Annotated in this window: 19 protein-coding genes; 6 read left to right on the forward strand and 13 right to left on the reverse strand. The window is 45.3% G+C overall.

Annotated features, from left to right (window positions below; translation table 11 throughout):
• Positions 1-65: 65 nt before the first annotated feature.
• A complete protein-coding gene (locus ACQ76X_RS32835) occupies positions 66-1109 on the reverse strand; it encodes a sugar phosphate nucleotidyltransferase (RefSeq protein ID WP_438497967.1) in 1044 nt (347 codons plus the stop codon).
• A 306-nt stretch (positions 1110-1415) separates the two neighbouring features.
• Between ACQ76X_RS32835 and ACQ76X_RS32840 the strand changes: the two genes are divergently transcribed.
• A complete protein-coding gene (locus tag ACQ76X_RS32840) occupies positions 1416-1955 on the forward strand; it encodes a MerR family transcriptional regulator (RefSeq protein WP_438497969.1) in 540 nt (179 codons plus the stop codon).
• 161 nt (positions 1956-2116) lie between these two features.
• On the opposite strand, the gene ACQ76X_RS32845 is transcribed toward ACQ76X_RS32840, so the two are convergent.
• Together ACQ76X_RS32845 and ACQ76X_RS32850 are read right to left on the reverse strand one after the other, a co-directional pair.
• Positions 2117-2401, reverse strand: coding sequence for an alpha/beta-type small acid-soluble spore protein (locus ACQ76X_RS32845; RefSeq protein WP_438497971.1), 285 nt, complete (start codon positions 2399-2401; stop codon positions 2117-2119).
• Positions 2402-2455: 54 nt separating this feature from the next.
• On the reverse strand, positions 2456-3157 hold the full coding sequence (locus ACQ76X_RS32850; RefSeq protein ID WP_438497972.1) for an ArsR/SmtB family transcription factor: 702 nt from the start codon (positions 3155-3157) through the stop codon (positions 2456-2458).
• 98 nt (positions 3158-3255) lie between these two features.
• Between ACQ76X_RS32850 and ACQ76X_RS32855 the strand changes: the two genes are divergently transcribed.
• Entirely contained in the window at positions 3256-3876 is a 621-nt protein-coding gene (locus ACQ76X_RS32855) for a flavin reductase family protein (RefSeq protein ID WP_438497974.1), read from the forward strand.
• A gap of 80 nt (positions 3877-3956) precedes the next feature.
• Here ACQ76X_RS32855 and hprK read toward each other — a convergent pair whose 3' ends face one another.
• Complete coding sequence (gene hprK / locus ACQ76X_RS32860; protein ID WP_438497975.1) at positions 3957-4874, reverse strand: HPr(Ser) kinase/phosphatase; 918 nt, start codon at positions 4872-4874, stop codon at positions 3957-3959.
• A 213-nt stretch (positions 4875-5087) separates the two neighbouring features.
• Between hprK and ACQ76X_RS32865 the strand changes: the two genes are divergently transcribed.
• On the forward strand, positions 5088-6746 hold the full coding sequence (locus ACQ76X_RS32865; protein ID WP_438497977.1) for a diguanylate cyclase: 1659 nt from the start codon (positions 5088-5090) through the stop codon (positions 6744-6746).
• Positions 6747-6827: 81 nt separating this feature from the next.
• On the opposite strand, the gene ACQ76X_RS32870 is transcribed toward ACQ76X_RS32865, so the two are convergent.
• Entirely contained in the window at positions 6828-8330 is a 1503-nt protein-coding gene (locus ACQ76X_RS32870; RefSeq protein WP_076114518.1) for a malate:quinone oxidoreductase, read from the reverse strand.
• Positions 8331-8638: 308 nt separating this feature from the next.
• Between ACQ76X_RS32870 and ACQ76X_RS32875 the strand changes: the two genes are divergently transcribed.
• Together ACQ76X_RS32875 and ACQ76X_RS32880 are read left to right on the forward strand one after the other, a co-directional pair.
• Entirely contained in the window at positions 8639-9016 is a 378-nt protein-coding gene (locus ACQ76X_RS32875; RefSeq protein WP_438497978.1) for a BlaI/MecI/CopY family transcriptional regulator, read from the forward strand.
• Positions 9013-11256 (forward strand): M56 family metallopeptidase, encoded by a 2244-nt coding sequence (locus tag ACQ76X_RS32880; protein ID WP_438497980.1) that lies wholly within the window; start codon positions 9013-9015, stop codon positions 11254-11256. The genes ACQ76X_RS32875 and ACQ76X_RS32880 overlap by 4 nt, the downstream gene beginning before the upstream one ends.
• A gap of 136 nt (positions 11257-11392) precedes the next feature.
• On the opposite strand, the gene ACQ76X_RS32885 is transcribed toward ACQ76X_RS32880, so the two are convergent.
• The 8 genes from ACQ76X_RS32885 to ACQ76X_RS32920 all read right to left on the reverse strand — a co-directional run bounded on the left by ACQ76X_RS32885 (position 11393) and on the right by ACQ76X_RS32920 (position 22018).
• Positions 11393-12907, reverse strand: a complete 1515-nt coding sequence (locus ACQ76X_RS32885; RefSeq protein ID WP_438497981.1) for a hypothetical protein — start codon at positions 12905-12907, stop codon at positions 11393-11395.
• Between the two features lie 416 nt (positions 12908-13323).
• The gene (locus tag ACQ76X_RS32890) at positions 13324-14913 is read right to left on the reverse strand and encodes an ABC transporter substrate-binding protein (RefSeq protein ID WP_438497983.1); all 1590 of its coding nucleotides are present in this window, start codon (positions 14911-14913) and stop codon (positions 13324-13326) included.
• A 54-nt stretch (positions 14914-14967) separates the two neighbouring features.
• Positions 14968-15849: a carbohydrate ABC transporter permease gene (locus ACQ76X_RS32895; RefSeq protein ID WP_076113751.1), complete on the reverse strand. Its 882-nt coding sequence runs from the start codon at positions 15847-15849 to the stop codon at positions 14968-14970.
• Between the two features lie 40 nt (positions 15850-15889).
• Positions 15890-16810 carry an ABC transporter permease gene (locus ACQ76X_RS32900; RefSeq protein WP_038598029.1) on the reverse strand — a complete coding sequence of 307 codons (921 nt, stop codon included), beginning with the start codon at positions 16808-16810 and terminating at the stop codon, positions 15890-15892.
• A 150-nt stretch (positions 16811-16960) separates the two neighbouring features.
• Positions 16961-18541, reverse strand: coding sequence for a response regulator (locus ACQ76X_RS32905; protein WP_438497984.1), 1581 nt, complete (start codon positions 18539-18541; stop codon positions 16961-16963).
• A gap of 5 nt (positions 18542-18546) precedes the next feature.
• On the reverse strand, positions 18547-20280 hold the full coding sequence (locus ACQ76X_RS32910; RefSeq protein WP_438497985.1) for a cache domain-containing sensor histidine kinase: 1734 nt from the start codon (positions 20278-20280) through the stop codon (positions 18547-18549).
• A 280-nt stretch (positions 20281-20560) separates the two neighbouring features.
• A complete protein-coding gene (locus ACQ76X_RS32915; RefSeq protein ID WP_438497992.1) occupies positions 20561-21106 on the reverse strand; it encodes a DinB family protein in 546 nt (181 codons plus the stop codon).
• Between the two features lie 66 nt (positions 21107-21172).
• Positions 21173-22018 carry a helix-turn-helix transcriptional regulator gene (locus ACQ76X_RS32920; RefSeq protein WP_438497987.1) on the reverse strand — a complete coding sequence of 282 codons (846 nt, stop codon included), beginning with the start codon at positions 22016-22018 and terminating at the stop codon, positions 21173-21175.
• Between the two features lie 413 nt (positions 22019-22431).
• Here ACQ76X_RS32920 and ACQ76X_RS32925 point away from each other — a divergent pair, with 413 nt between their 5' ends.
• Entirely contained in the window at positions 22432-22563 is a 132-nt protein-coding gene (locus tag ACQ76X_RS32925; RefSeq protein WP_438497989.1) for a hypothetical protein, read from the forward strand.
• The last annotated feature ends 387 nt before the right edge of the window (positions 22564-22950 follow it).

Below are 22950 nucleotides of genomic sequence, written 5' to 3' on the forward strand. Positions count from 1 at the left end.
AGACTACTTTAAGTGTATGTTTATCCCTGTGTCTGGATTGGACTATTCCCCAGTACGTATCTAATTTATTTTGAATCGTCGTTTTGCGGGTCAGAATGGAGTCTTGTGACCGTTGAACGATCGCCCAGAATATGACGCGCCGGCTGCTCCTGAATTTCCTGTTCGGCCAGATGAACATGTGATCCAAATACACTTCCTGCCGCATGGACATGGGACAACCGTACCTCATCCGTCAAAATGCTATTGGTAAGAATGCAATCTTCGACGACACAATTCGGCCCAATATACACATGGGGTCCAATCACACTGTTCATTACGAGGGCGGTTGGGTCAACAATGACAGGAGGAATCCACTGAACCTTACTGTTCGGATCAGAGCGGTCTGCAAAGTTCTTTGGATCATGATCCATCTTGTAACGATTCGCCTCAAGCCAGCGTTCATGGGTTCCGATATCAAAAAATGGCGCTTCCGTCACACTGTACGCCACATGCCCGCCTTGTGAGATGATCATTTGAATGGCATCAGTCAACTCATATTCTCCACGGGGAGAAGGCGTAAGTCTCTCAATGACCGGCCAGATTGCCGCAGTTAAAGCATAGACGCCGACAATAGCCAAGTTGGATTTCGGAGATTTCGGCTTCTCCTCCAGACTGACAATTTGCTGGTCCTCAATCACAGCAACACCAAATTGACTGGGGTCCTCGACCCGCTGAAGCAATATCGAAGCCTCAGAATGATCCGCGTCCAGTGAGCGAATCAAGGGCTCTATATCCCCCTCATATAAATTATCGCCAAGCATCAATACAAAAGGAGAATCCGCCATAAAAGACTTTGCACTTTTGACCGCATCCGCCAGACCCTTAGCTTCATCTTGCAGCAGAAAGGTTAATGAGGCGTTCCACCGCTCCCCAGCCCCGATCGTTTCCCGGATCTCCCCTTGTGTAGCGTTCACTACGATTCCAATATCGGTAATACCGGCCGCAACAAGCTTCTTAATGATGGAGACAAGAATATACTCCCCGTTAACAGGCAACATGCATTTGGGTTTGGTATAAGTCGAAGGCCGAAGTCTTGTTCCCTTGCCGGCGCATAAGATTAATCCTTTCATAACCATCCTCCTCACTCTTAAAATCTGCAATCTTTGAAACTCGGCAAAAATGAGTCTCTTTATATTTTATGCACAAGCTGTGAAGGGGCTTGGGTATATAATAAGCAGCAATAACCTATTAATCTATCATCTGGATAGACTGCACGAAATGGCCCTTTTTGTAGAACAGTATCCTTCAGCTAAGCGTATGTTTGCTCGTAATAGCACTTTGTTTAGCGAATAGACACCTCCTTTGTCACCCTTGCAGGGAGTCGCTTAAAGACAACGAATTGGTTATAGCAAACACCCCGAAGCGGAGGAATCGAAATGGAAATGTTAAAAACAAAGGAAGCCGCAGAACTGCTGTCCGTTAGCCAGACGACAATCAAACGTTGGGCCGCCATGTTCCCTAATTTCTTTCCAAAGGACCGATTTGGGCACTACATCTTCACCGGGCAGGAAATCGGCCTGCTAAAATCTATTAAAGAGCGAATCGAGCATGGGGAGACCTTGGATAGTATTAATCTGGCGGGTAACAAACAACCTGAGCCGGCAGAGCCGCTGCAGGATATGCGCCTCCTGCACACACCGGATAAGCCTATGGAAGAGCTGTTATCCCGTATCGTTCATATTGAACACTCCCTTGACCAGAAAGCCGACGAAGTGGTCTCGGTTCAACTGCTCCGGCAGCGTGAAGAACTCGAGGACCTGCGCCAGATGATCCAGCAATTGGCTGTATCCATAGAAACGATCCAGAAACCAAACAGCAAAGCATTGTCCTCTGAAGAAATGCGCCCTATTGCCACTGCCAAGCTTCAGGCTCCACCCAGAAAGCGCGGCCTTTTGCGCACTTTATTCTCACTGTAAGGTACATGCAGCCTGAGTCCTGATGAATACAGCACTCGGGCTGCTGCTTGTGAACGCAAAAAAACCGTCCCCAGAGGGACGGAGTTAGCTATGTTAAGAATGATGTAGGTGATCCGGAAGAAGCACGCAAGCCTGTATAGCTGCTGCTGCAGCTTCATGGCTTAGGGTTGGTCTTTGTTCGCAAGCTGCTCCTGGGCAAGACGGACCATTTCCCGGACCATCGCGCCGCCGATTTTCCCGCCAATATGTCCGGCTGATTCCGTAGTCAGACCGCCATTGTTTCCTGACTGCAGAGGGATACCCAGCTCCTTGGCTACTTCGTATTTTACATCGTCCGGGTGGTTGGGATCAACGGCATAACCTTCGCTCTTCATCACATCTGCTTTGAATGTCTGCATCCCCTGTGCAGCCCCGGGCACGGCATATTTTCTATTTCTTCTGGCCATCCTCATGCACTCCCTTGATGTCTTTTCCCCTAACATACCCTGAAGGCTTGAGAGTTATCCCTGTTCATCCTCAACATCCAATGAAAAGACTTCCTTGAAGCCCCTTTTGCCCTCAGAAGTAATCTTTATGGCTCGTGTGTTAGGCAGACGCTGCACCCAATTCACCTCTAACAGCTTCTCCAGAAGAGCATTCCCTAATGCTCCGGCAAGGTGATGCCGTCTTTCACTCCAATCCAGACATTTGTGTGAAAATGAGCGGCGTTTCTTCTTAACCTGTTCAAGGTCAATTTGAAAGCTTGCAAAAAAATCCTCCCCGTCTTCAGTTACAGCAAACCCTTCCTTATCTTCACACAGAATACCTGCTCTAAGGAGGGCATTGGTTAATTGAACCCCTATACTCCCGGCGAGATGATCATAACAAGTTCTTGCGTAACGCAGTGCTTTATCATCTGAAGCTTGTCTTAAAGACTTAATTTGGGCCGGTGGAGCGAGTGATAACAAGGATTCCATCACCTGGGCTACTTCTTGATTTCGAATCCCATAGTACCGGTGTCTCCCTTGCTTCTCAACGGAAACTACGTTAGCATTGACCATTTTTGCTAAATGGAAACTTGCCGTTTGAGGCTGGATACCTGCCATATAGGCTAACTCACTTGCTGCATGAAACCTTCCATCCAGTAAAACAGTTAATATTGCTGCACGGGAAGTTTCGCTCACCAGAGAAGCAATCACAGCTACATTCGAATTTGCTTTCATTTTCGGCCTCCATTTTTGCATTCCACACTTCGATGATGATTGAACTATTTATATTATACAATCAGGGAGGATGTATACAAATAGGAGGAGAACGACTAATGAACAATACGAACCAGATGTCACAGACAGAAGTGATTAAACCTAAAATTCTCTATTATGGAACTCCGGTCATTTTGCTAAATACATTAAATGAAGATGGAACAGTAAATATTAGTCCTATTTCTTCATCATGGGCATTGGGAGATTGTATTGTGCTAGGGGTTGGTCTGGAGGGGAAAGCGATTGAAAATTTAGAACGGCTGCCTGAGTGTGTAATTAATATTCCGAGCCCTTCCCTTTGGGAGAATGTAGAACAACTAGCGCCTTATACCGGCAAAAATCCAGTTCCAGAACATAAGCAGAAATATGGATTCTCCTATCAAAAAGATAAATATGCTATAAGTGGATTGACTCCTACCCAGTCTATGGCGGTACAACCTGCACGAATTATGGAATGCCCGCTACAAATTGAAGCTCGCGTAAAAAACATTCGAATTCCTGAGCATTCCCCGGACTTTGCTATTATTGAGACCCAAGCTGTGCATGTACATGCGCATAAAGAAATTATCCTTGAAGGAGATCATATCGATCCGCAAAAATGGAGTCCGTTAATCTATAATTTCCGTCATTATTTCGGCCTGGGTCATCAGCTCGGTAAAACCTTTCGGTCAGAAACATAAATCCAAGACATTCCATAAAAAAGAAGACAGACTGCCAAGGGTATCCTTCGCAGTCTGTCTTTCTACCCTATCTCCCATGCTCACGGCTGCATCCCATCTTCGATCCGCTTCATGAAATCTTCAACGGCGCTGTAGCCGAGCTGCTTCAGGTACCAATTGTTGGCGGCTGCCTCGATCAGACCGGCGACATCACGACCCGGCTGAAGCTGGACCTCGATATGCGGAATTTGGACACCAAGATATTCGGTGAACTGAGGTACCAGCTCCAGCTCATTATTCAGAGAATTTTCCCGCCATGGGGACAGCTCAATGTCGAGAACGATTCGTGTCTCGTCCTGAAATGCCCTGCGCCCGTATTGGCGTACGACATTAATCAGCCCGATGCTCCGCAGCGCCAGAAACTCGCGTGTTGTCTCATTATGCGTCCCGAGAAGCGTAGCCGGCCCCAGCTTCTTAAGCACCACTATGTCGTCCGCCACGAACCGGTGGCCTCTTCTAATAAGCGTGTGTGCGGTTTCGCTTTTGCCGATCCCGGACTTGCCCCTGAGCAGAATGCCTATGCCCGATACGTTGACGCATACGCCATGGATCGACAGCTCGGGCGCCAGTGTCTTCACCAGATAGCTGTCCAGCTTGGCTATGAACTCGGTTGTCGTCTCTGCTGTCCGCAGCAGGGGAATGCCCTCCTGGTCGCAGAACAGGGTCAGATAAGGGATCTCCTGCTGGCCTGTCGTCACAATGAAACACGGCGGATGATATTTGACGATATTCCCGATATGCAGCCTGCGTTCTTCTACGCTTAGCGTCAATAAATAATTAATTTCCTTGCGCCCGAGCACTTGCACCCGCTCCATGGGAAAGAAATCAAAATACCCCACAAACTCAAGCCCCGGTCTATGCGTCCGCGGACGGGTAATTAAACGGTCCATACGGCTGGAACCCGCAAGCACCTCCAAATGAAACTTTTCCGTAAGACTTTGAACGGTGATCGACTTCATATTGTTCTCCTCCTGCGGCTAGGGCGTATCTGGATACGCCTACTTATTCAATAGTGCGGTTTCGGATATATTCAACGGCCGAATGGTACTTTCCTGTATTAATCCCCTTAATATCTTGTAATCTTTCCATGCTGATTATATATTAAAATCAATATATAAGACTCTAGACCCATACAGATTCAAATTACTAATAATAGCAAGAGGGTGCACCTATTGGCTTTGGAGTCGTGGATTGATTTGATACTTTGCTTCATTTTATTTCTTTTGTTCGTATACATATTTGCTTCGGTCACGATCACAAATCTGCATAAAGTATATTTGGCATTTCATTTATCCATGATGATATGGCCTTACTGCCAGTTCGCCATCAGAACCACCCAGGACCCCATTTACCAATTGTTTTATGTGAAGCTTGCCTTTGTAGATGCTTCTCTGCTGACTGCCGGCTGGATCTTCTTCACCATTCTACTCTCGGGCCAATTGCAATTTCTCAAGCGGAAAATATTAATGCTCCTGTTCATCCCGGCAATCATCTCATCGCTCGGTGTGGTGCTGAATCCCAAAGGCTGGTTTGTTCTCCCGGTAAACGGCGGATACGTCGAAAGGATCTATGGTCCTATTTTTTGGATCAATATTTCGATCCTCATTATCCATGCCATCGTATCCTTATATATCATTTATGTAGCCCTGGTCTCCGATCAGGCGCCCCGGATTAAAAACCAGGTCATGTTCATGCTGAAAGGGATACTGGCGGTGACCGTATTTCTTATGCTTGATATCTTCCTGAATGTTGTACTAGATGAGTATTTGCCCGTCATCCCGGGGTTCACCTCTCTGGGTATTGTGATCTCGGCTATTTTCTTTGTGATTACAATCCATCAGGATAAAGTGTTTGATATTGTGACCATCGCCCACCAGGATATTATAGATACGTTGGAGTATGGGATTCTAGTGCTTGATGATCATGAAAAGGTGGTGGAGATCAATCAGGCCCTGCACCCCCTCCTGCTTCTGGAGGCCGGTGACCTGTTCGACATGTCCGGCATCTTGCCCGGCAGCACCGTAGAGAACGCAAACTTCCTGCTTCGTTACCGGGAATGTCCTGATGAGGTGGCTGAGATTGAGCTCTGGCAGCCTGACGTCCAGCTATACATCCACATTCATGCCGCGCCCATTATGGTTAATGCTGTCAGGGTGGGGCGGATCATCACGTTTCAGGATATGAGCGAACTTCGCCGTCTTATTGAGGAGACTAATCATCAGAACAGCATTCTGCAGGAAAGAAACGAATCCTTAATCAAGGTTCAGGAGGAGCTGTTTCAGACCAACCGCAAGCTTACGAAGATGGCGATCACCGACAGCTTGACAGGATGCTATAATCGTCATTATTTGACTCAACAGCTGGAGAGTGAAGTGACCAAGAACCGGGAAGCTCCCACCCCTTCGACACTTATTCTGATAGATATTGATTTCTTTAAAGCGGTCAATGATCGTTACGGTCATTTGGCCGGAGATGCGGTAATTTGCGGTACGGTGGAGGTCCTGCAGCAAACGCTTCGGCAAGATGACATCTTAGCCCGTTATGGCGGAGAAGAATTCATTATTTATTTACCGGATACGGATGAGTCACAAGCACTGCTCCTGGCCGAACAGCTCAAAGCGAACATAGAATTCAATAAGATGAGTATCGAAAATGTGGACCAGCCTGTGTCGGTCACCATTAGTATGGGTCTTCTAAGTATCAATGATTTCACGGCCCGGCAGCCAAGGGACGCGGCTGCCTACTTAAGTGATTTGTTCAAGTCGGTGGACGAAGCCTTATACGAAGCTAAAGATCAAGGCCGTAACCGGATTGTTTCCATTCGAGGATAAGGACTTATATCCGGGATAGAGCCTTTATCCTACTGTATACAAAAAGTTGAACCGTACGAAACGGTTCAACTCAAGGATGGTTTATGGGGTCGTTTGCGGTTCTTTTTCACTTAGACCAAGTGTCTGCGTTAGGGAAGCCAGAATCTCCTGGAGCAATTCCGGGTTGTCCTCCAGTGAAACGCCGTAAGAAGGAATCATTTCTTTTATTTTCGGCTCCCATTGCTTGATATGCTGCGGGAAGCATTTCTCCAGTACTTCCAGCATCACGTGAACGGCAGTAGAAGCACCTGGAGAAGCGCCCAGCAGCGCAGCTACCGACCCATCAGCGGCACTAACTACTTCGGTACCAAATTGGAGCGTTCCTTTACCACCCTCCGTATCTTTGATCACCTGCACACGTTGGCCTGCTGCCACCATACTCCAGTCTGCACTTTTGGCGTTCGGAATAAACTCGCGTATTTCATCCATACGTTGTTCATTCGATAACATTAACTGCTGGATCAGATATTTGGTCAAAGACATTTCTTTTACACCTGCCGCCAGCATGGTGAGGAGATTATTCGGTTTTACGGAACCGATCAAATCCAAATTCGAACCCGTCTTCAGGAACTTTGGCGAGAAGCCGGCAAACGGTCCGAACAGCAGTGCTTTTTGGTTGCCGATATACCGGGTATCCAGATGCGGGACAGACATTGGCGGAGCCCCAAGCTTCGCTTTACCGTATACTTTTGCATGGTGCTGTGCGACCACTTCCGGATTGTGACAGACCATAAATAATCCGCTTACCGGAAATCCGCCAATATGTTTGGACTCTGGAATGCCGGTTTTTTGCAGTAAGGATAAGCTGCCGCCTCCAGCCCCGATAAAGACGAATTTGGCGGTATGGTACTCAATTTTACCGTTATCCAGATTATGCACTTTAACTTTCCACATACCGTCGCTGGTCCGTTTAATATCCTTGATCCCATGCTTATAGTTGATTTCGACGTTTTGGCTTTTTAGATGATCAAACAATAGGCGCGTCAAGGCGCCAAAGTTGACATCTGTTCCCGAGTCGATCTTGGTTGCAGCTACCGGTTCATTCGATGTACGGCCTTCCATCATCAGCGGAATCCATTCCTTCAGCTTCGCAGGGTCATCGGAATACTCCATCCCTTGAAACAGAGGATTTTTTGATAGCGCTTTAAATCGCCTGTTCAAATAAGAGACATCCTTTTCCCCTTGCACCCAACTCATGTGCGGAAGCGGCATAATGAAGTCCTGCGGATGACGAATCAAGTTGCGTTCCACCAGATAAGACCAGAACTGTCTGGAAAGCTGGAACTGTTCATTAATTTTTACAGCTTTGCTGATATCTATGGATCCGTCGTACTTCTCGGAAGTATAGTTGAGCTCACACAGTGCCGCATGGCCCGTACCTGCATTGTTCCATTCGTTAGAGCTTTCTTCTCCCGCGCCTGCAAGCTTCTCAAACACTTTAATTTCCCATTCCGGTGCTAACTCTTTCAGCAAAGCTCCCAAAGTCGCGCTCATGACTCCGGCACCAATTAAGATAATGTCTGTTTTTTTCTGTTCGCTGCTCATAAAAAACCTTCCTTATCTCTTTTATATTTGCAAAAAAGAGCCAGACCGACTGCTTAGGGGCTGTAAGAGGCAAGGCTCCACTCAGGAATACTATTAAAAACGTTATCGGCTGTTATCAGATAATTATATACAATTTGAAGCAAATAAAAAATCAAAAGTTTGCACAATCCGTATGACATTTATATGCAGATATTTGGTATGGAAATACCGGATTATTCGCTTTCGGCTTGACCCGTTACGTTTACACTTGTAAACTATAACTATCGTTTACAGACGTAAACAAAAATTATTGAAAAAAGGTGAAGACAATGCAGGAGTCCCCACGCATTACCGAGGCCGAAAGCGAAGTGATGAAGCTCCTCTGGCAAAAAGAGCCTTTGTCCGCAAATGAGATTATTTCTAAGCTGACGCAGCAGATGCAGTGGTCGGATCAGACGATTAAAACCTTTCTGAACCGGCTGCATAAGAAAAAAGCGATCGCATTCGAGAAGTCCGGCCGGAACTATCTCTACTCCCCCCTAGTTTCGCACGATGAATACTTAAAAACCGAAAACCGTTCTTTCCTGGACAGGGTTTATAAAGGGGCCGTCGGCATGTTATGCGCGAAATTTCTCGAAGAAGAGAACCTCTCGGAGAAAGAAATTGAGGAACTTCAACAACTTTTGGAGAAAAAGAAGAACTCATGAAATCTATCGACACCCTTTTCCTCCTCTTCCTGGCCGCATCCCTGGCTTCAACAGTCATCCTGTTATTGTTGCTCTTGGCCCGGAAGCTGTTCCTCAAGCGCCTAAGCCCTAGAATCCTGCATGCATTGTGGTTTATCGTTTTGATTAAGCTGCTGGTTCCCTTCGCTCCGCAAAGCCCTGTCAGCCTATTCAATCTAATACCGCAAGCGTTGCCTGTGGAATGGAGTCTGGATCAAAAGAATACCCTACCGATGGTTTCTTCCGAATCCGACTCCAGTACGAAGGTGACAGTAACGGATAGTGGAGAAAAAACCTTGCGTCCAGACACTGTCCCGATCCGTTCGGGAGAACAAGGTTCGTCTATTGCACAGCCGTCTCCTCAAGAGAACATCTATGAGAAAGTTCGCGATGGGCTGAGCGGGTTAGCAGTAAGCACGCTTGTTTGGCTTGGAGGACTCCTTATTTTCGCTTCATACTCCCTGTTCTTCACGCTCAAATTCAGAAGCAGGGTCGGAACCTCCCGCAAGTCAGACAACCCGGAGGTGCTCTCCGTTCTCGCGGCGTGCCTAGAGAAATTAGGCATTCGCCAAACCATTCCCGTCTATGAAACGAGCAGTCTTCGCAGCCCGTGTCTCTATGGTTTAATGAAGCCGAGAATTTATTTGCCCGAAGATATCGTAGCAATTGCCGATACAAGGCAGCTCACACATATTCTGCTGCATGAGCTGACCCACTATCAACGCAAAGACTTATGGTTCAACTCCCTGTGGACGTTAGCGGTCTGGCTCCATTGGTACAATCCGCTGGTTTGGCTGGCCATGAAAAAAATGAATGCCGATCGGGAGGTCGCCTGCGACGCAGGCGTGCTCGAGGTGCTGGGTGAAAAGGAAGCTTCGTCGTACGGTATGACACTTCTTATGCTGTCGCGCTTATTTTCCAGAACCTCTGCCCCGCGGGTCAATCTTTCGCATTTCTTTGAACACCAGAATGAAACGAAACGGAGAGTGACAATGATCGCCAAGTTCAAAAAAGGTTCGTACAAGCTGTCCGCCGCCGCTATTCTCTTGGTTCTTGCCTTGAGCATTGTCTTGCTTACTAAAGGGGCCGACGATGCAAATGGTATCAAGCCGGACAGCAATACCCATGCAACAGACTCCCAGAAGCAAACTGTTTCTTCATTCAGGATCGTCAACCCGATTGACTCGTTCAAATGGTTTAACCGTCTAGACCGGGCGATCGTTTTTTCCAAATTCGACTTTAAAGTACCTGACTATCTGCCCAAAGGTTACCAGCTTGAGAATGTGGCATTGAGTAAGCTATTCTCCAAAGCGAACCAAGTTGACCTCATTGATACAGTAACCATTACTTATGTATCCCATTTCGGACAAGAAGACGAGAAGCAGTTCGAGATGCGCGCCTCCAAAGGCAAGGGTAATATGCTGGAGCACCAGTTATTGTGGGGCGCTCCATATTCCCAAGAGAACACAGCCGCTCCGTCTTACCGGCAGGACATGGTTGCGATGGGCAATATCCAAGGCACTCTGTTCACGGCAACACAAGTCAACGGGCGTAAGCCGGGAACAGGAAAAAGCTTCCTCTGGCAGGACAAGGATATAGCATATGCAGTCAATTCCTATAGCCAGTTCACACAAGAGGAGCTATCAAAAGTCGTGCAATCCTTTGTTTCCCCGCAGCAGGTTAAGCATGTCAGCTACGATGGGGAGGGAAATTCTTTTCCTCTATACGACGAAAAAGATTTGCTCGAAGCGAAGAATATTCTCGGCTTTTACGTGAAGTTTCCGTTCGGTTTACCCGACACCCAGCTTACGCTGGCCAACTCGGTATTGCTGAAAGCCGGAGACCAGAACACAGGGTTCTCGTTCAGCCAGACCTCGGATGCCCTGTGGAATGACTATCGGGCACCTTACGATTCCAAAATCTATGATCCGAACGACGTAATTTCGCTTTATCAGAGCAAAGCTCCACTGTTCAATGTGTCCAAGCTCTCGTTCATTCGGAAACTGGAGATTAACGGCATCGAAATTTCAGCTTATGCCGATAACGCTCACGTATACTCTGGACCTTTCTATGCTGACAGCGGCTCAGACAAAACAAAGATAAAAACTCAAACTTATTACTTCTGGGAGCAGAACGGTCTGTACTATGCTGCCAACTTCCTGGGTATGGATAAAGATCAGGAATTAAATCTGAAGGCTTTAGTTCTCGCTCCCGTTCAATAAAACAAGAACATCAGAAAAAGACGACATTCATTCGCAGCTTGGCGAATGAATGTCGTCTTTTAGGAGGTACCACTGCTCTGGGGGAGCTTTTTTAGCTCATGAGCTTCAAAATCCGTTAGCGATATATGATAATCCGTTACTCTATTAATTCAATATGTGATTTCAAGTCTAGTTGCAAAGAATTTACAGAATACCAATTCCTGAATCCAATTCCAATCGCACTTAAATCGGAAAGCATATTTGTTCTGTAAACTTCTACAATGGATGTATCTTGATCAGCAACAGAAAATACATAATCTCCATTATTCTCAAGTCTCACTTGTAATATCTCAACATTCCGAGCTACATTATAACTAAATATCGGATCAATAGATTTGGATAAAACAACTTTTTCATTGTTAAAAACACCCCAAATATATGTCTCACCAAGTTTTGTTCTAAAGATAATACCCGCTTGATATGCAGACACTTTAGGTTCTTGTGCAATAGAAATCTGTACATTATATATAAAATTTTGATTAGGCTTTATATGATACATAAATTTAGGAGAATTATTGTAATCATATTCTTTATCAGTTTGAATGCAAAACTTAATAACATCTTCGTCAGACTGTATAATACCTTCTTCATTATTTTCTGCGTTCCAATTCATTTCAGGCATCTCTTTCTGTTGTATTTCCTGTAATGAATAAAGCATAATTAAAACTTCTTTTAAATAAGTTTTTAAGGAATTCTCTAATATTATTGCTTTTTCTGATGTCACTTGTACACTAAAGGAACGGTTTTCTGTAATTAAGCTTTTTAAATAAACCGCAATAACTGTTTTCCATTCTTTAATAAGTTGTGCGGATGTCTCCTCTATTTTTTCTATTAAGGTACTATTTACTGAAAAACGCTTAAATTGTATCACTAATTCTGCGTTAAGGACTTCCTTTGATTTAACCATTCCTAATAACTTGGTGCCAATGTATTCAGTAGTTGTTCCGCTGTTGTTCTCTTGGTGCTGTTCCATTGCTATAATCTCATTATTTATCGGTGCATTTAGGATCTCGTTTATACAGGTAATAAGTAATTCTGATTCTAGTGGTTCTATATGTAAGCTTTCAATTGAAAAAAAGTATTCTGTATTATATGTTTCATGAGAGGATGTCGCCAAACTTTCTAACATTTCCGTAGTGATAACAAATTCATCATATTTATAACCTTCATTTTTCTTTTGTGCACTGTCCATAATATAATAAACCCCTGTTGTGGCATTGTACCCTTTAATTAAAAATAAATGCATCCAATCAGATACATTATAATGATGACTGTAATAAAGCGTTTTCAAGTTGCCGGAGACTAGAACTGGTCTTTGGAGATTTATTTGTTCCCTAATAATCGTATGTATATCTTTGCACAGGGGGAAATAATGTACCTTTAGACCTAAAAGACTCATAACTTCTTCAGTGTTCTTACAAAACTGGTTAAAATCATTTTTTAAATTCGAACTATGATATAACTCAAAACACTTCTGAAGAATTAGATAATAGTTTGAAAAGTAACTCCTTTTCCCCTCTGCAACAATTAATAACGTTTTTTCTAGACAATTCACCTGATCAAGTAAATAATTATCTTTGTTTGGATGAATAAAAGGTAAAATTAAAGTCATACTCATAGTCTCCAATCTGATTAGAATAATGAGCCACTTGTGTTAATTAAAAACACAGTTACACAAATCTTCAACGGTTTCAAAGATTATAATATCTAAATCTTCATCATACATTTCCTCCTACTCCATTTTAGAAATCGTTTGCACAACTTTTCAATAGCATACCATTTATATGACCTTATGGGAATATAATACTAGTAAAAAGCTGCTGCGAATGAAGGGATTAAGTGCAAGCGCTATTTTAATGATCAGGCTGCTCAGGGAGCATGGAGACCACCAGCCTTTGGTTTGATACTTTAATTATACCGAAAAAAAAGACATTCTCCTCAGAAAAATGAGGAGAATGTCTTTTGGGTTACTAATGGACTTTTTCAGTGGTCTCCCCTTTGGGCGGAGGTTTTCCTTATTAGAGCTGTTTACTTGTTTGCCAAGAAAGCATCAATTTGAGCTTGCAGTTCAGCTTGGATTTTATCAATGCCAGCCGATTTCAGTTGCTTGTTCAGCTCTGCAAGGCCTTTGTCGATATCATCAATTACGCCGTACTCAAGCGGAACCGCATAGCGGAGCATCACATTGCCTATGTTGGCGATTTGCGTTTTCACTTTGCTGTTGTCGAATACAAACGTTTCAAGCGGATAATGGTAGACGTCTTTTGCCTCCCAGCCATTCACCAGATCGGAAATTTCTTGCGGGAAGGCTTCATTGTCACGGTTGAGCGGCGAGTTGAAGCTCCAGTTCGAGAAGCCGGTAAAGTTCGCATTTTTAGCGGTTGCTTTATATTTGTCGTCGCCCACCGCTTCATAGTGTACACCGCTCACGCCGTACATCATCAGATCATGCAGTTCTTTATCATTTTGCATCAGATCGATTAACATCAGGGAACGTTCCGGATTCTCGGAAGTTGCATGGACCGACGTACCGTTTTGTGTAGAAATAGCTACCGATTTTTTCTTGCCTTGGTTGATGTCGGCTAGTGCTACTTCATAAGGAGAATTTTCTTGGCGCATTAAAGCCATGAGGGCTCCAAGCGTTCCGTTGTTGTGCGTAATCGATGCCGTTTTGCCTGCTTTAAAATCCGCCTGATGATCGTTTTTGCTGTTCAGAACGTTCTTCGACCATGCATTGTTATCGGCAAGATCCTTGTAATACACGAGCAGATCTTTGAACTCTTGCGTTTCATATACGTTAAATATTTGCCCTTTTTCATCCGTCAATTTAAAGGCAAACGGAAGGTCGAGATCAAACATATTCCATTCGTTTTGCTGCTTCAGCAAGACGCGGTCCAAATTATGAAATTTCCAGTCCCCTGTTTCCGGAGTGAAAGGCGACACGCCCTTCTCATTTTGTGCTATCCCTTTCAAATAAGTAGCATAGGTTTCCGGACTGTTGATTTCTGGCAGATTGTGTTTCTTACGCAAATCTTCACGATACAGAATCAGCTTTTCGACCGACTCCCCTCTGTTTTGCGGAACCATGTACAGTTTTCCATTTACTTTCGCCTGATCCCAGCTCACATCAGACATGGCAGCCATCGTTTGCGGCATATATTTGGTAAGCAGCTCATCGGTCAATTCCAGGAATCCGCCTTTCAGCGCCTGATCATTGTAGCCGGCCCAGTTTGCTGAATAGATGAGGTCAAAATCTTCATCTGCCGCCAGCTTCAGTGGATACTTTTGCGCCCAGTCAGACCAGTCCAGGAATTCACCTTCGACCGTGGCATTGATTTTTTCTTTCAGCTTTTTATTAATCTCAGCAAAAACGATATCATAGTCTACAGGTTTGGGACCCACAAAAATCATTTTCAGCTTCACTTCTTTGGAGGTATCAATGGCGCCTGAGGTGTCTGAGCTGCCTGTCGTAACGCTTCCTGGCTCTGCTGACTCTGATGCATTGTTAGTAGCCTGAGCAGGTGCATTGGCATTGTTCTTTCCGCCGCCGCATGCACTCAAAATCATTACGAAGGTTAAAACGAGCGCCAACATGATCAATCTATTTTTCTTCAGCATTTCAAACCTTCCCCCTCATGTTTAAATATATTGATTAACCGGATTTCCCCGGGTTCACCCTTTCACAGCACCAATCGTCAAGCCTTGGACGAAGTACTTCTGTACGAACGGATAAGCTAGCAGAATTGGACCGGTTGCTACGACCGTCATCGCCATCTTCAAGCCTTCGGTCGGAATCGAAGTGGTAACGACGGCTCCCGCACCCATCATAGCTTTTCGCATACCATCCATATTGCCCAGCATTTTATATAAATAATATTGGAGCGGCATCAGGTTTTCATTGGATATAAATAGCAGTGCGTTGTACCAGTCGTTCCAATAGGCAAGTGCAAGGAACAATCCGATTGTAGCAAGCGCCGGTTTAGAGAGCGGCAGGATTAGACGAGCATAGATCTTGAAGTCACCTGCGCCGTCAATTTTGGCCGATTCTACAATCGCTTCCGGAATGCTGCCCATAAAAGACTTCATGACAATGATATAGAAGACGTTGAGCATCATTGGAATCACTAAGGCCGCCAGAGTATCTTTCATATCCAGGTAGTTGACCATAAGCAGATACCACGGGACCAGCCCGCCACTAAACAAAGTTGTAAAGAAAAAGAAGAAGGAAAATTTGTTGCGCCACTTGAAATCTTTTCTGGACAGCGCATAAGCGGTCATCGAGGTCAGAAACAAGCCCAGCAGCGTGCCTATTATCGTAACCCCTATCGTTACCAAGTAGGCCTGAATCATTTGCTCGGGATACTTAAACAAAATGCTGTAGGCTTCCGTAGAAAATGCAGTCGGTATAAATTGATAGCCTTCCGTTATGATTTTATTTTCTTCCGTAAAGGATGACGATACGACAAGCACAAAGGGAAGAATACATAAAATAGCGAGAAAAATCAGGGATACATAACCAATACCTGAGAATATTTTACGATCGAGCTGCTTCATATCGTTACCTCCATTTTGAAAAACTAAACTCCTTATGCGCTTAGAACAGGGCGCGGTCTTTGTCGTATTTACGGACAGCAAAGTTCACGGTCATGATCGTCACAAATCCAAGAACGGATTGGAAAACGCCAGCCGCAGCCGACATGCCGATGTCATTCGAAGTAATCAGCGATCTGAAAACGAAAGTGTCGATAACATCTGTCGAAGAGAACAACAAACCGTTGTTGCCGATCATGTTATAGAACATCCCGAAGTCACCGCGGAAGATATTCCCGACCGCCAGCAGCACCAGAATAATAATCGTCGGATAAAGATTGGGAATCGTCACTTTCATGATCCGCTGAAAAATATTGGCACCATCGATTTCAGCCGCTTCGTACATCTCGGTATCTATGCCCGTAATCGCGGCCAGGTACATCACCGTTCCGTATCCAAGACCTTTCCAGGCAGAAACGAGAACCAGGATATACGGCCAATAGGAAGGTGTATTGTAAATATCGACAGGCTCGAGTCCTAAGCCTCTAAGCAGAGCATTCACAGTGCCGATATCATAGTTGAGCAGGTTATAGGCAATCGCCCCGACAACGACCCATGAAATAAAGTAAGGAAGAAACAGCGCCGATTGTGTAATTTTCCGGAACCATTTGCCGCCGACCTCAAACAACATTATTGCTGCAAAAATTTGCAACGAGTTGTTCACGATAATAAACGCAATGTTGTACAATGCTGTATTTCGTGTGACCCGCCAGGCATCTCCCGATTCAAAGAAAAAGCGGAAGTTGTCGAGTCCGTTCCAGGCACTCCCAAAAATACCGCCGGCGTAATCATAATGCTTGAAGGCAATAATGATGCCTGCCATCGGGATATAGGCAAACAGGAGGAAAAATGCAACCGCTGGTGCCAGCATCAATAAGAGAACCCTATAGTTTTTTAAATCGCTCCAAAATGTATGCCCTTTCATCTTTGCACCCCTCTCTTCTCTATATCTCTGATTATAATAGGGCGGGTGCAGTAGCATAATTCAGCGAAACAACTAAACCTAATACTAATTCAACGATTCGACAAAAAATAAGCCCCTGTCCCGTCCGGAACAAGAGCCTCGCGAATAGATTCAAATTTTGTTTCTCTTCCGGTACTCGCCGGGCGACATGCCCATGTACTGCTTGAACTGCCTATTGAAATAAATAATATTTTTATATCCGGCTTGTTCTGCAATTTCATATATTTTCTTCGTCGGATCTCCGAGCAGCTCGCATACCCGCTTCATTCGCAATTCACTCAGGAAATCGCTGAATAAACTGTTGGTTTCGACTTTAAACAGATGACCCAGATAGTTGGGCGTAAAATCGAAATGAGCGGCAACTTCATTCAGCGTTACTTTTTGCTCCAATCTTCCTTTCACATATTCCGTAATTTCATCAATTAGCTTCCGCTTTTGTCTTTGCCGCTTCAAATACAGCAGCTCCGACAGTTCAAAGAACCTTCTTCTCAGCCACGAAAGGATATCATGCACCGTTTCGAACTGAAACAGCACAAAAGGATGATGGGAATCCCAATTCAAAATCTCGTACAAATGCTCATCCATTTGCCGCAGATCGGCATGAAGCTTGGAGGTAATCCGAATAATGATGTCGTAAATGTCGTTTTTCTGGGAGATCGGGCTGTCTCCGGCAAACAGCTGCAGCAAGCAATCGTCAATGGTTGTAAGGTCGTAGTCGAGCATAGCTTTAAGCATCCGGTCAACAATAACCTCTACATCCGCAGCGATCTTTTCCTTTGGGTGCCACTCGGAGGCGTCTTGGATGAGCCTGTTTTTGCCGACAATCCATTTGATGCTTAAAGCGGCCTGAGCCTGCCGGTAGGACTTATGCAGCTTGTCGAGTTCGGTTGTGTACATCCCTCGGCCGATGGTAATGGAAAAGGAAAATTCCTGATAAAACGCCCGAATCAGCTCTTCCATCAAAGCTGTGAAATATTGTTCCTGAACTGCAGCCAATATCACAAAGTGATAGTCATAGGTGGTGATGACCATGCCTAAATTTTGATCGTGAGCGAACTTCCGGATGAAATGATTGGCGCTGCTGCTCCATACACTCCGCTTCTCTTCAGTCCATGACTCTATTTTCCACGCCATGTCGTCGATCTCAACAATGGCTACCGCGGACGCATCTTGTAAATAGGGCACAAGAAAACTCTGAATATGCGTCTCGACCTGACCCGGAGTGGCCTCGTTAAACCAGCGCAGCAGCAGTTCCTGATTCACAAGCGTCAGCGTCTCCGACAAGGAAATATGCTGCTTCCGCTCTTTCTCAATCTTGGCGCAGAGTCCGCTCAGCATATGGTTTAGCTCGTCGTCATCGACGGGCTTAAGCAAATAACCGGATGCGCTCAATTGAATCGCTTCTTTGGCATAGTTGAAATCCTGATGTCCGCTAATAAAAACAATATGGACCTCGGGGTTGATCTCCTTCGCTTTCCGCGCAAATTCCATTCCTGACATGATGGGCATACGGATATCGGAGAGAATGATGTCAACAGGATACTGCTCCATCATTTTGAGAGCGGCAAACCCGCTCGTGGCCGTTCTAACATTATGCAAAGGCAAATGCTCATTGCCCGCCACACGCCGTCTGAGCCATTCCAAATCGACCACTTCGTCATCCACCAGCAGAACGTTAATCTCCATCGCCATAACCCCTACTCCCCCAAATCTTCCCGGATTTCCGCATTATCCACCGGTAAAATAATTTGAACTGTCGTTCCCGCCCCAAAATGGCTGCCAATCTGAATGCCGAAATCATTACCGTATCTCAGTTTGATTCGTTCTTCCACGTTTCTCAGGCCATAGCTGTCAGAATGAAGCGGGTTCGACCGCATTGTTCTAAGGGTATCCGGCCGCATACCGATCCCGTTATCAATGACCTTAAGTTCAATCCGGTCGCCAAGCCGCTTTCCGGTAATACGGATCGCAATCGTCTCACCAAACCAGGCGTGCTTGAATATGTTCTCGACAAACGGCTGCAAAATCAGCTTAATAATGGGAATCTGTAAAATTTCCGGATCGATATCATAATAAACCTTGAAGGCATCCGCATACTTTACTCTCTGGATTTCAAGATAGGTCCTTACCTGCTCCAACTCTTTTTCCAGAGAGATATACACATGCCCTTCGTTTAAGGTGAGCCGATAAAATTTGGAAAGGCCTTGTACCATCCTCGTAACCTTCTCAACCTCGCCCAAATTGGCCAGACTGCCAATCGTCGACAGTGTGTTGTACAAGAAATGCGGACTGATTTGGGCTTGCAGCACATCCAGCTCAGCTTGTTTTTTCTGGATGCCCTGCTCGTAGACGTCGCGGATCAGTTCCTGGATGCTCGTGGCCATTTGATTAAAGCTATTGGCAATGTAGACAAATTCATCGTTTCCTGAAAAGCCGATTCTTTTGTAAAAATTCCCTTCCTGAAACGACTGGACCAAATATACGATCCGTTTAATTTTCTTGCCGGAGATTCGGGCAACCAGGAAGCCGATAACAGCCATAACCAAAAAGCTGATGGAACAGACGGTGCCAATCACCTTCTGCATTCTGCTAGCGTCTTTGTTCAAATAAGTGTGCGGTACCCTTGCCTCGATGGCATAGCCCGGTATCGGAACATCTTCGCTAATAATCAAATAAGAATCTTGCTTCGCATGTTCATCTACAATACCCTGTTCATATATAGTCGATCCTTGCATCCTGTCAATCAAACGAAGGTCAAGCCCCTGTTCAATCGGAAAGGTATCGAAATTGCCAAAAAGCTCGTCAATTCTCGCCGTGACACGAATATAACCGATAACGGCCGGACCATTTGAAGAAACGAGCTTACGGACATACGAAATGTTGCCCAGCTCGCGATCGGTGTCTGCCTGAAGCCACAGACTGTCTTTGCTATCCGTGACGATCGACTGAAACCATTCCGCATTTTCGATCGTCCGGTAAGGAAGAACATAATAATCGCTTCTACCGATCGGCATCGACATATCGTCACCGGTAATTTCAAGCATCGTCTCATTCACGGTATAGAGCGCAAGTCTCAGCTTGTTCCCGTACAATTGCAGAGGGGCCTTCATATAAGGAACGATATCGTCTCTCATCTTAAGCATGTTATCCAAAGGCTCCCCCCTAAACTGAAGAGCATTCTGAAAGTTCGAATTGAGAAACAGCGAATTACTCATTCGTTTGATTTCATCCGTCTGGTATTCGATGTTGTTCCTTGTCTGCTTCAGAGCGGTCCTGATATTTGTTTCCGCCATCTCTGTCCTGGATTGAATGAGCATCGTATATGCGATATAGCCGACCAGCACATCTGTCAGCAATACAAGAATGAGATACGGAATCATCATCTTGTAGGTGAACGGAATATACTTTTTCCTGAACCAGAACCTCTCCATGGGCATGCTCCCTTGTAACCGTGTCAATGGAATACCTTCATTTTTATCTATTCTACAATGAAATGAAAGCGGTTACTATAGAATGCATTTGGAAATTCGACTTTTAATGACAAAAAGGGCTGCATTTAAGACCCCCCGAACAATAAAAGCTCGCAGCAGCTGTAATCATCCCCCTCTCCATGGTGTGTGTTTCTACCATAGCCGGAATGATGAAAAACAGGCTGTGCGAGCTTCATCTTCATACCTTTCTACCTATTCAAAAGAGGCGATGTTGGCTTGTTCATTCATGAACATGAACCAAACCTTGTTTTAAGCGGTCCAGCTGCAGAAGATGATGACGGTAGTGCATTTCAACTAGCAGAAACCATTCCTCTGCGCACAGTCCACCGAATCGCGGATGGGGCACTGTATTTTGTTTGGACGCTTCCTCAAGGGTAGGTTCAATCTCCTTCATTCTCTGGATGACCGTGTGCAGCCCTTGAATTAGCTGCTCTTTGCTTTCCGGCTGCTGCGGCGTATATTGGGGGGAAGGCGGAACCTGAACACGAACGGGCGGGAAACTTCCTTCAGCGAATATTGCCACACCTGCTTCGGTTTTTCCCGCTTGAGATACCAGGGAATCTTCGCTTGGCACCAGGCATTGATCTACATTGCGAAGCTGCATATACAGCGCCGAGTTAATGAGATGTTGAACCATCTGTCCGATAGACCACTCGTTGTCGCTTGGCTTTTGCTTCAGCTGCACCATACTGAATAGATCCAGTTCATGAATATAATGTGCCACAGTTTCCTCAAAACGTTGTAAGGCTTCCTTGGTTGTAACCATCATGTATTAGCTCCTTTAATCATCTTTTGATTCTAAGTATACAAAAACGCTACTGACACCCTTATGTCAGTAGCGTTTCAACATGTTCTCCAGTTCGTCTTTTACCCGATATCGGAAGGATTCCGGCTCCAGTACAACCACTCCGGCTCCCCAGCCGAGCACGGATTGCAGCAATTCCTCCGCCTGCCTAACACGAAAGGTTACCAGCAAGCCTTCCGGTTGTTCCTCTATCGTATCTATATAGAAGTTGTTCGACTCCCTTACCTTATCGGCAATGTCAGGCTGGACCCGGATGCGTACACGGATGTTGCGGTCATCTGGAGGCCGGTATGCCTCCAAATTGAGTACCCATGCCCCATGAAGGAGCACAAGCCCATAAGGAGCAACCGTACGAACGCTTTGGCGGTTTCCATCGGCTTCGGCGATTTTTTTGGAATAGTGGAAGCTTATTTTCCTTTCCTCCAGGATCGCCTGACGAATCGCTTCCAGGTATGCCTTCTCTTGTATTCGTGATACATCTTCAGCGGACGTACGCAACCGAATGCTCTTACGTATCCGGGCGGCCTCACTGCGGACCGGTTCCGGGAGGATGGCTTCAATCTTTCCTCTGGAAGTACGAGACTTACGGCCATAGTGGACATCAAACCACTGCTCGATAAAATCCGTCCCGATGAGTAACGTCACAGCTTCTTCTACCGTAAAGCTGACTGGCGGCAGGAAATACCCCTCCATTAAGGAGTACCCCTGTCCTGGCGCCCCTATCACGGATACACCGGCTTCACTCAGAGCCTGAATATCCCTATAAATGGTTCTCACACTTGTTTCAAAGGTAGCGGCCAAATCCTCGGCCCGCAGCACCTTATTACGCTGCAGCTCAAGCACTATGGCTAACAAACGATCCGTTTTGTTCATGCGGCTGCACCCTCCCCTAAGATTTCCCCATTTGGGCGAGGAGTAACTACGGTGAATATTTGGACTTCCGGCCGCTGTTGTCCCCGGATTTCTTGATTTGACCCGCTGTATGCGGTGGAAATCCGGTGACAAAGGCGGTCGCTATCGCTCCTACAGTTCCAAAATCCCCCTCCGCTACTTTTGCCCTTTTGTGTAGTTATTAAATTCATTCTATATAGCCTACCCTCCGGGCTTTGATCGCGAACATTTTCATATAACGCTTAATGCAGACATATTGGAATTTCTATACACCCATCATAAAAGATACTACAATTGTATATCAGTTCGTCACTAAAGCATATTTACTTTGAATCATGAACTCTATAATCTAAAATTGTTATAACAGTAGAATATGATAATAAGGAGGATTTCTAATGAAACAAATAGGGTTGGATCAAGGGGATACCGTTCATATTGATATTAACCAGTCTACTGGAGAAATCATTATCAGGAAATCAACGAAGGTAACGCTACCCCATGGAATTAGTGTCCAGGTGAACACATAGGTGTAAAAGACCAGGGGGTCTTGAATCCGCAGTCCTACGCCCACAATCTTCAGCTTTTGGAGAAGAAGCTTACGCAACTATTTCAGAAAAAGCAGATGATTTCACAGTTGATATGGTCAACCATAAATTCGAATTCCAGGAATTAGCTAATATTATTCAAGCACATTGTGTCCCTGACGAGATTATAAGAAAAAACACAGAAAAGCGGCCATTATAGGTCGCTTCTGGCTTTTTCTGATACTCCATATGGAGCCGAGGGGTGGACGTGCAGAGCCATAATTCGGCGGGGATTGCGGCTGATTAAGCCCCACTAAAAGCGACTTTTAATTGGGCTGCTCGGGATTTGACTGCTTTACATAGTGAGTGGAATAATGTCGTTCCACTTGG

This window comes from Paenibacillus sp. IHBB 3054 (genome assembly GCF_051594305.1).
Taxonomy (GTDB): domain Bacteria; phylum Bacillota; class Bacilli; order Paenibacillales; family Paenibacillaceae; genus Paenibacillus_AQ.

Excerpts from the sequence above, each read along its gene's own strand:
- ACQ76X_RS32835 (WP_438497967.1), bottom strand. The coding sequence starts at position 1,109 with ATGAAAGGATTAATCTTATGCGCCGGCAAGGGAACAAGACTTCGGCCT.
- ACQ76X_RS32840 (WP_438497969.1), top strand. The coding sequence starts at position 1,416 with ATGGAAATGTTAAAAACAAAGGAAGCCGCAGAACTGCTGTCCGTTAGC.
- ACQ76X_RS32845 (WP_438497971.1), bottom strand. The coding sequence starts at position 2,401 with ATGGCCAGAAGAAATAGAAAATATGCCGTGCCCGGGGCTGCACAGGGG.
- ACQ76X_RS32850 (WP_438497972.1), bottom strand. The coding sequence starts at position 3,157 with ATGAAAGCAAATTCGAATGTAGCTGTGATTGCTTCTCTGGTGAGCGAA.
- ACQ76X_RS32855 (WP_438497974.1), top strand. The coding sequence starts at position 3,256 with ATGAACAATACGAACCAGATGTCACAGACAGAAGTGATTAAACCTAAA.
- hprK (WP_438497975.1), bottom strand. The coding sequence starts at position 4,874 with ATGAAGTCGATCACCGTTCAAAGTCTTACGGAAAAGTTTCATTTGGAG.
- ACQ76X_RS32870 (WP_076114518.1), bottom strand. The coding sequence starts at position 8,330 with ATGAGCAGCGAACAGAAAAAAACAGACATTATCTTAATTGGTGCCGGA.
- ACQ76X_RS32875 (WP_438497978.1), top strand. The coding sequence starts at position 8,639 with ATGCAGGAGTCCCCACGCATTACCGAGGCCGAAAGCGAAGTGATGAAG.
- ACQ76X_RS32880 (WP_438497980.1), top strand. The coding sequence starts at position 9,013 with ATGAAATCTATCGACACCCTTTTCCTCCTCTTCCTGGCCGCATCCCTG.
- ACQ76X_RS32885 (WP_438497981.1), bottom strand. The coding sequence starts at position 12,907 with ATGACTTTAATTTTACCTTTTATTCATCCAAACAAAGATAATTATTTA.
- ACQ76X_RS32890 (WP_438497983.1), bottom strand. The coding sequence starts at position 14,913 with ATGCTGAAGAAAAATAGATTGATCATGTTGGCGCTCGTTTTAACCTTC.
- ACQ76X_RS32895 (WP_076113751.1), bottom strand. The coding sequence starts at position 15,849 with ATGAAGCAGCTCGATCGTAAAATATTCTCAGGTATTGGTTATGTATCC.
- ACQ76X_RS32900 (WP_038598029.1), bottom strand. The coding sequence starts at position 16,810 with ATGAAAGGGCATACATTTTGGAGCGATTTAAAAAACTATAGGGTTCTC.
- ACQ76X_RS32905 (WP_438497984.1), bottom strand. The coding sequence starts at position 18,541 with ATGGCGATGGAGATTAACGTTCTGCTGGTGGATGACGAAGTGGTCGAT.
- ACQ76X_RS32910 (WP_438497985.1), bottom strand. The coding sequence starts at position 20,280 with ATGGAGAGGTTCTGGTTCAGGAAAAAGTATATTCCGTTCACCTACAAG.
- ACQ76X_RS32915 (WP_438497992.1), bottom strand. The coding sequence starts at position 21,106 with ATGGTTACAACCAAGGAAGCCTTACAACGTTTTGAGGAAACTGTGGCA.
- ACQ76X_RS32920 (WP_438497987.1), bottom strand. The coding sequence starts at position 22,018 with ATGAACAAAACGGATCGTTTGTTAGCCATAGTGCTTGAGCTGCAGCGT.
- ACQ76X_RS32925 (WP_438497989.1), top strand. The coding sequence starts at position 22,432 with ATGAAACAAATAGGGTTGGATCAAGGGGATACCGTTCATATTGATATT.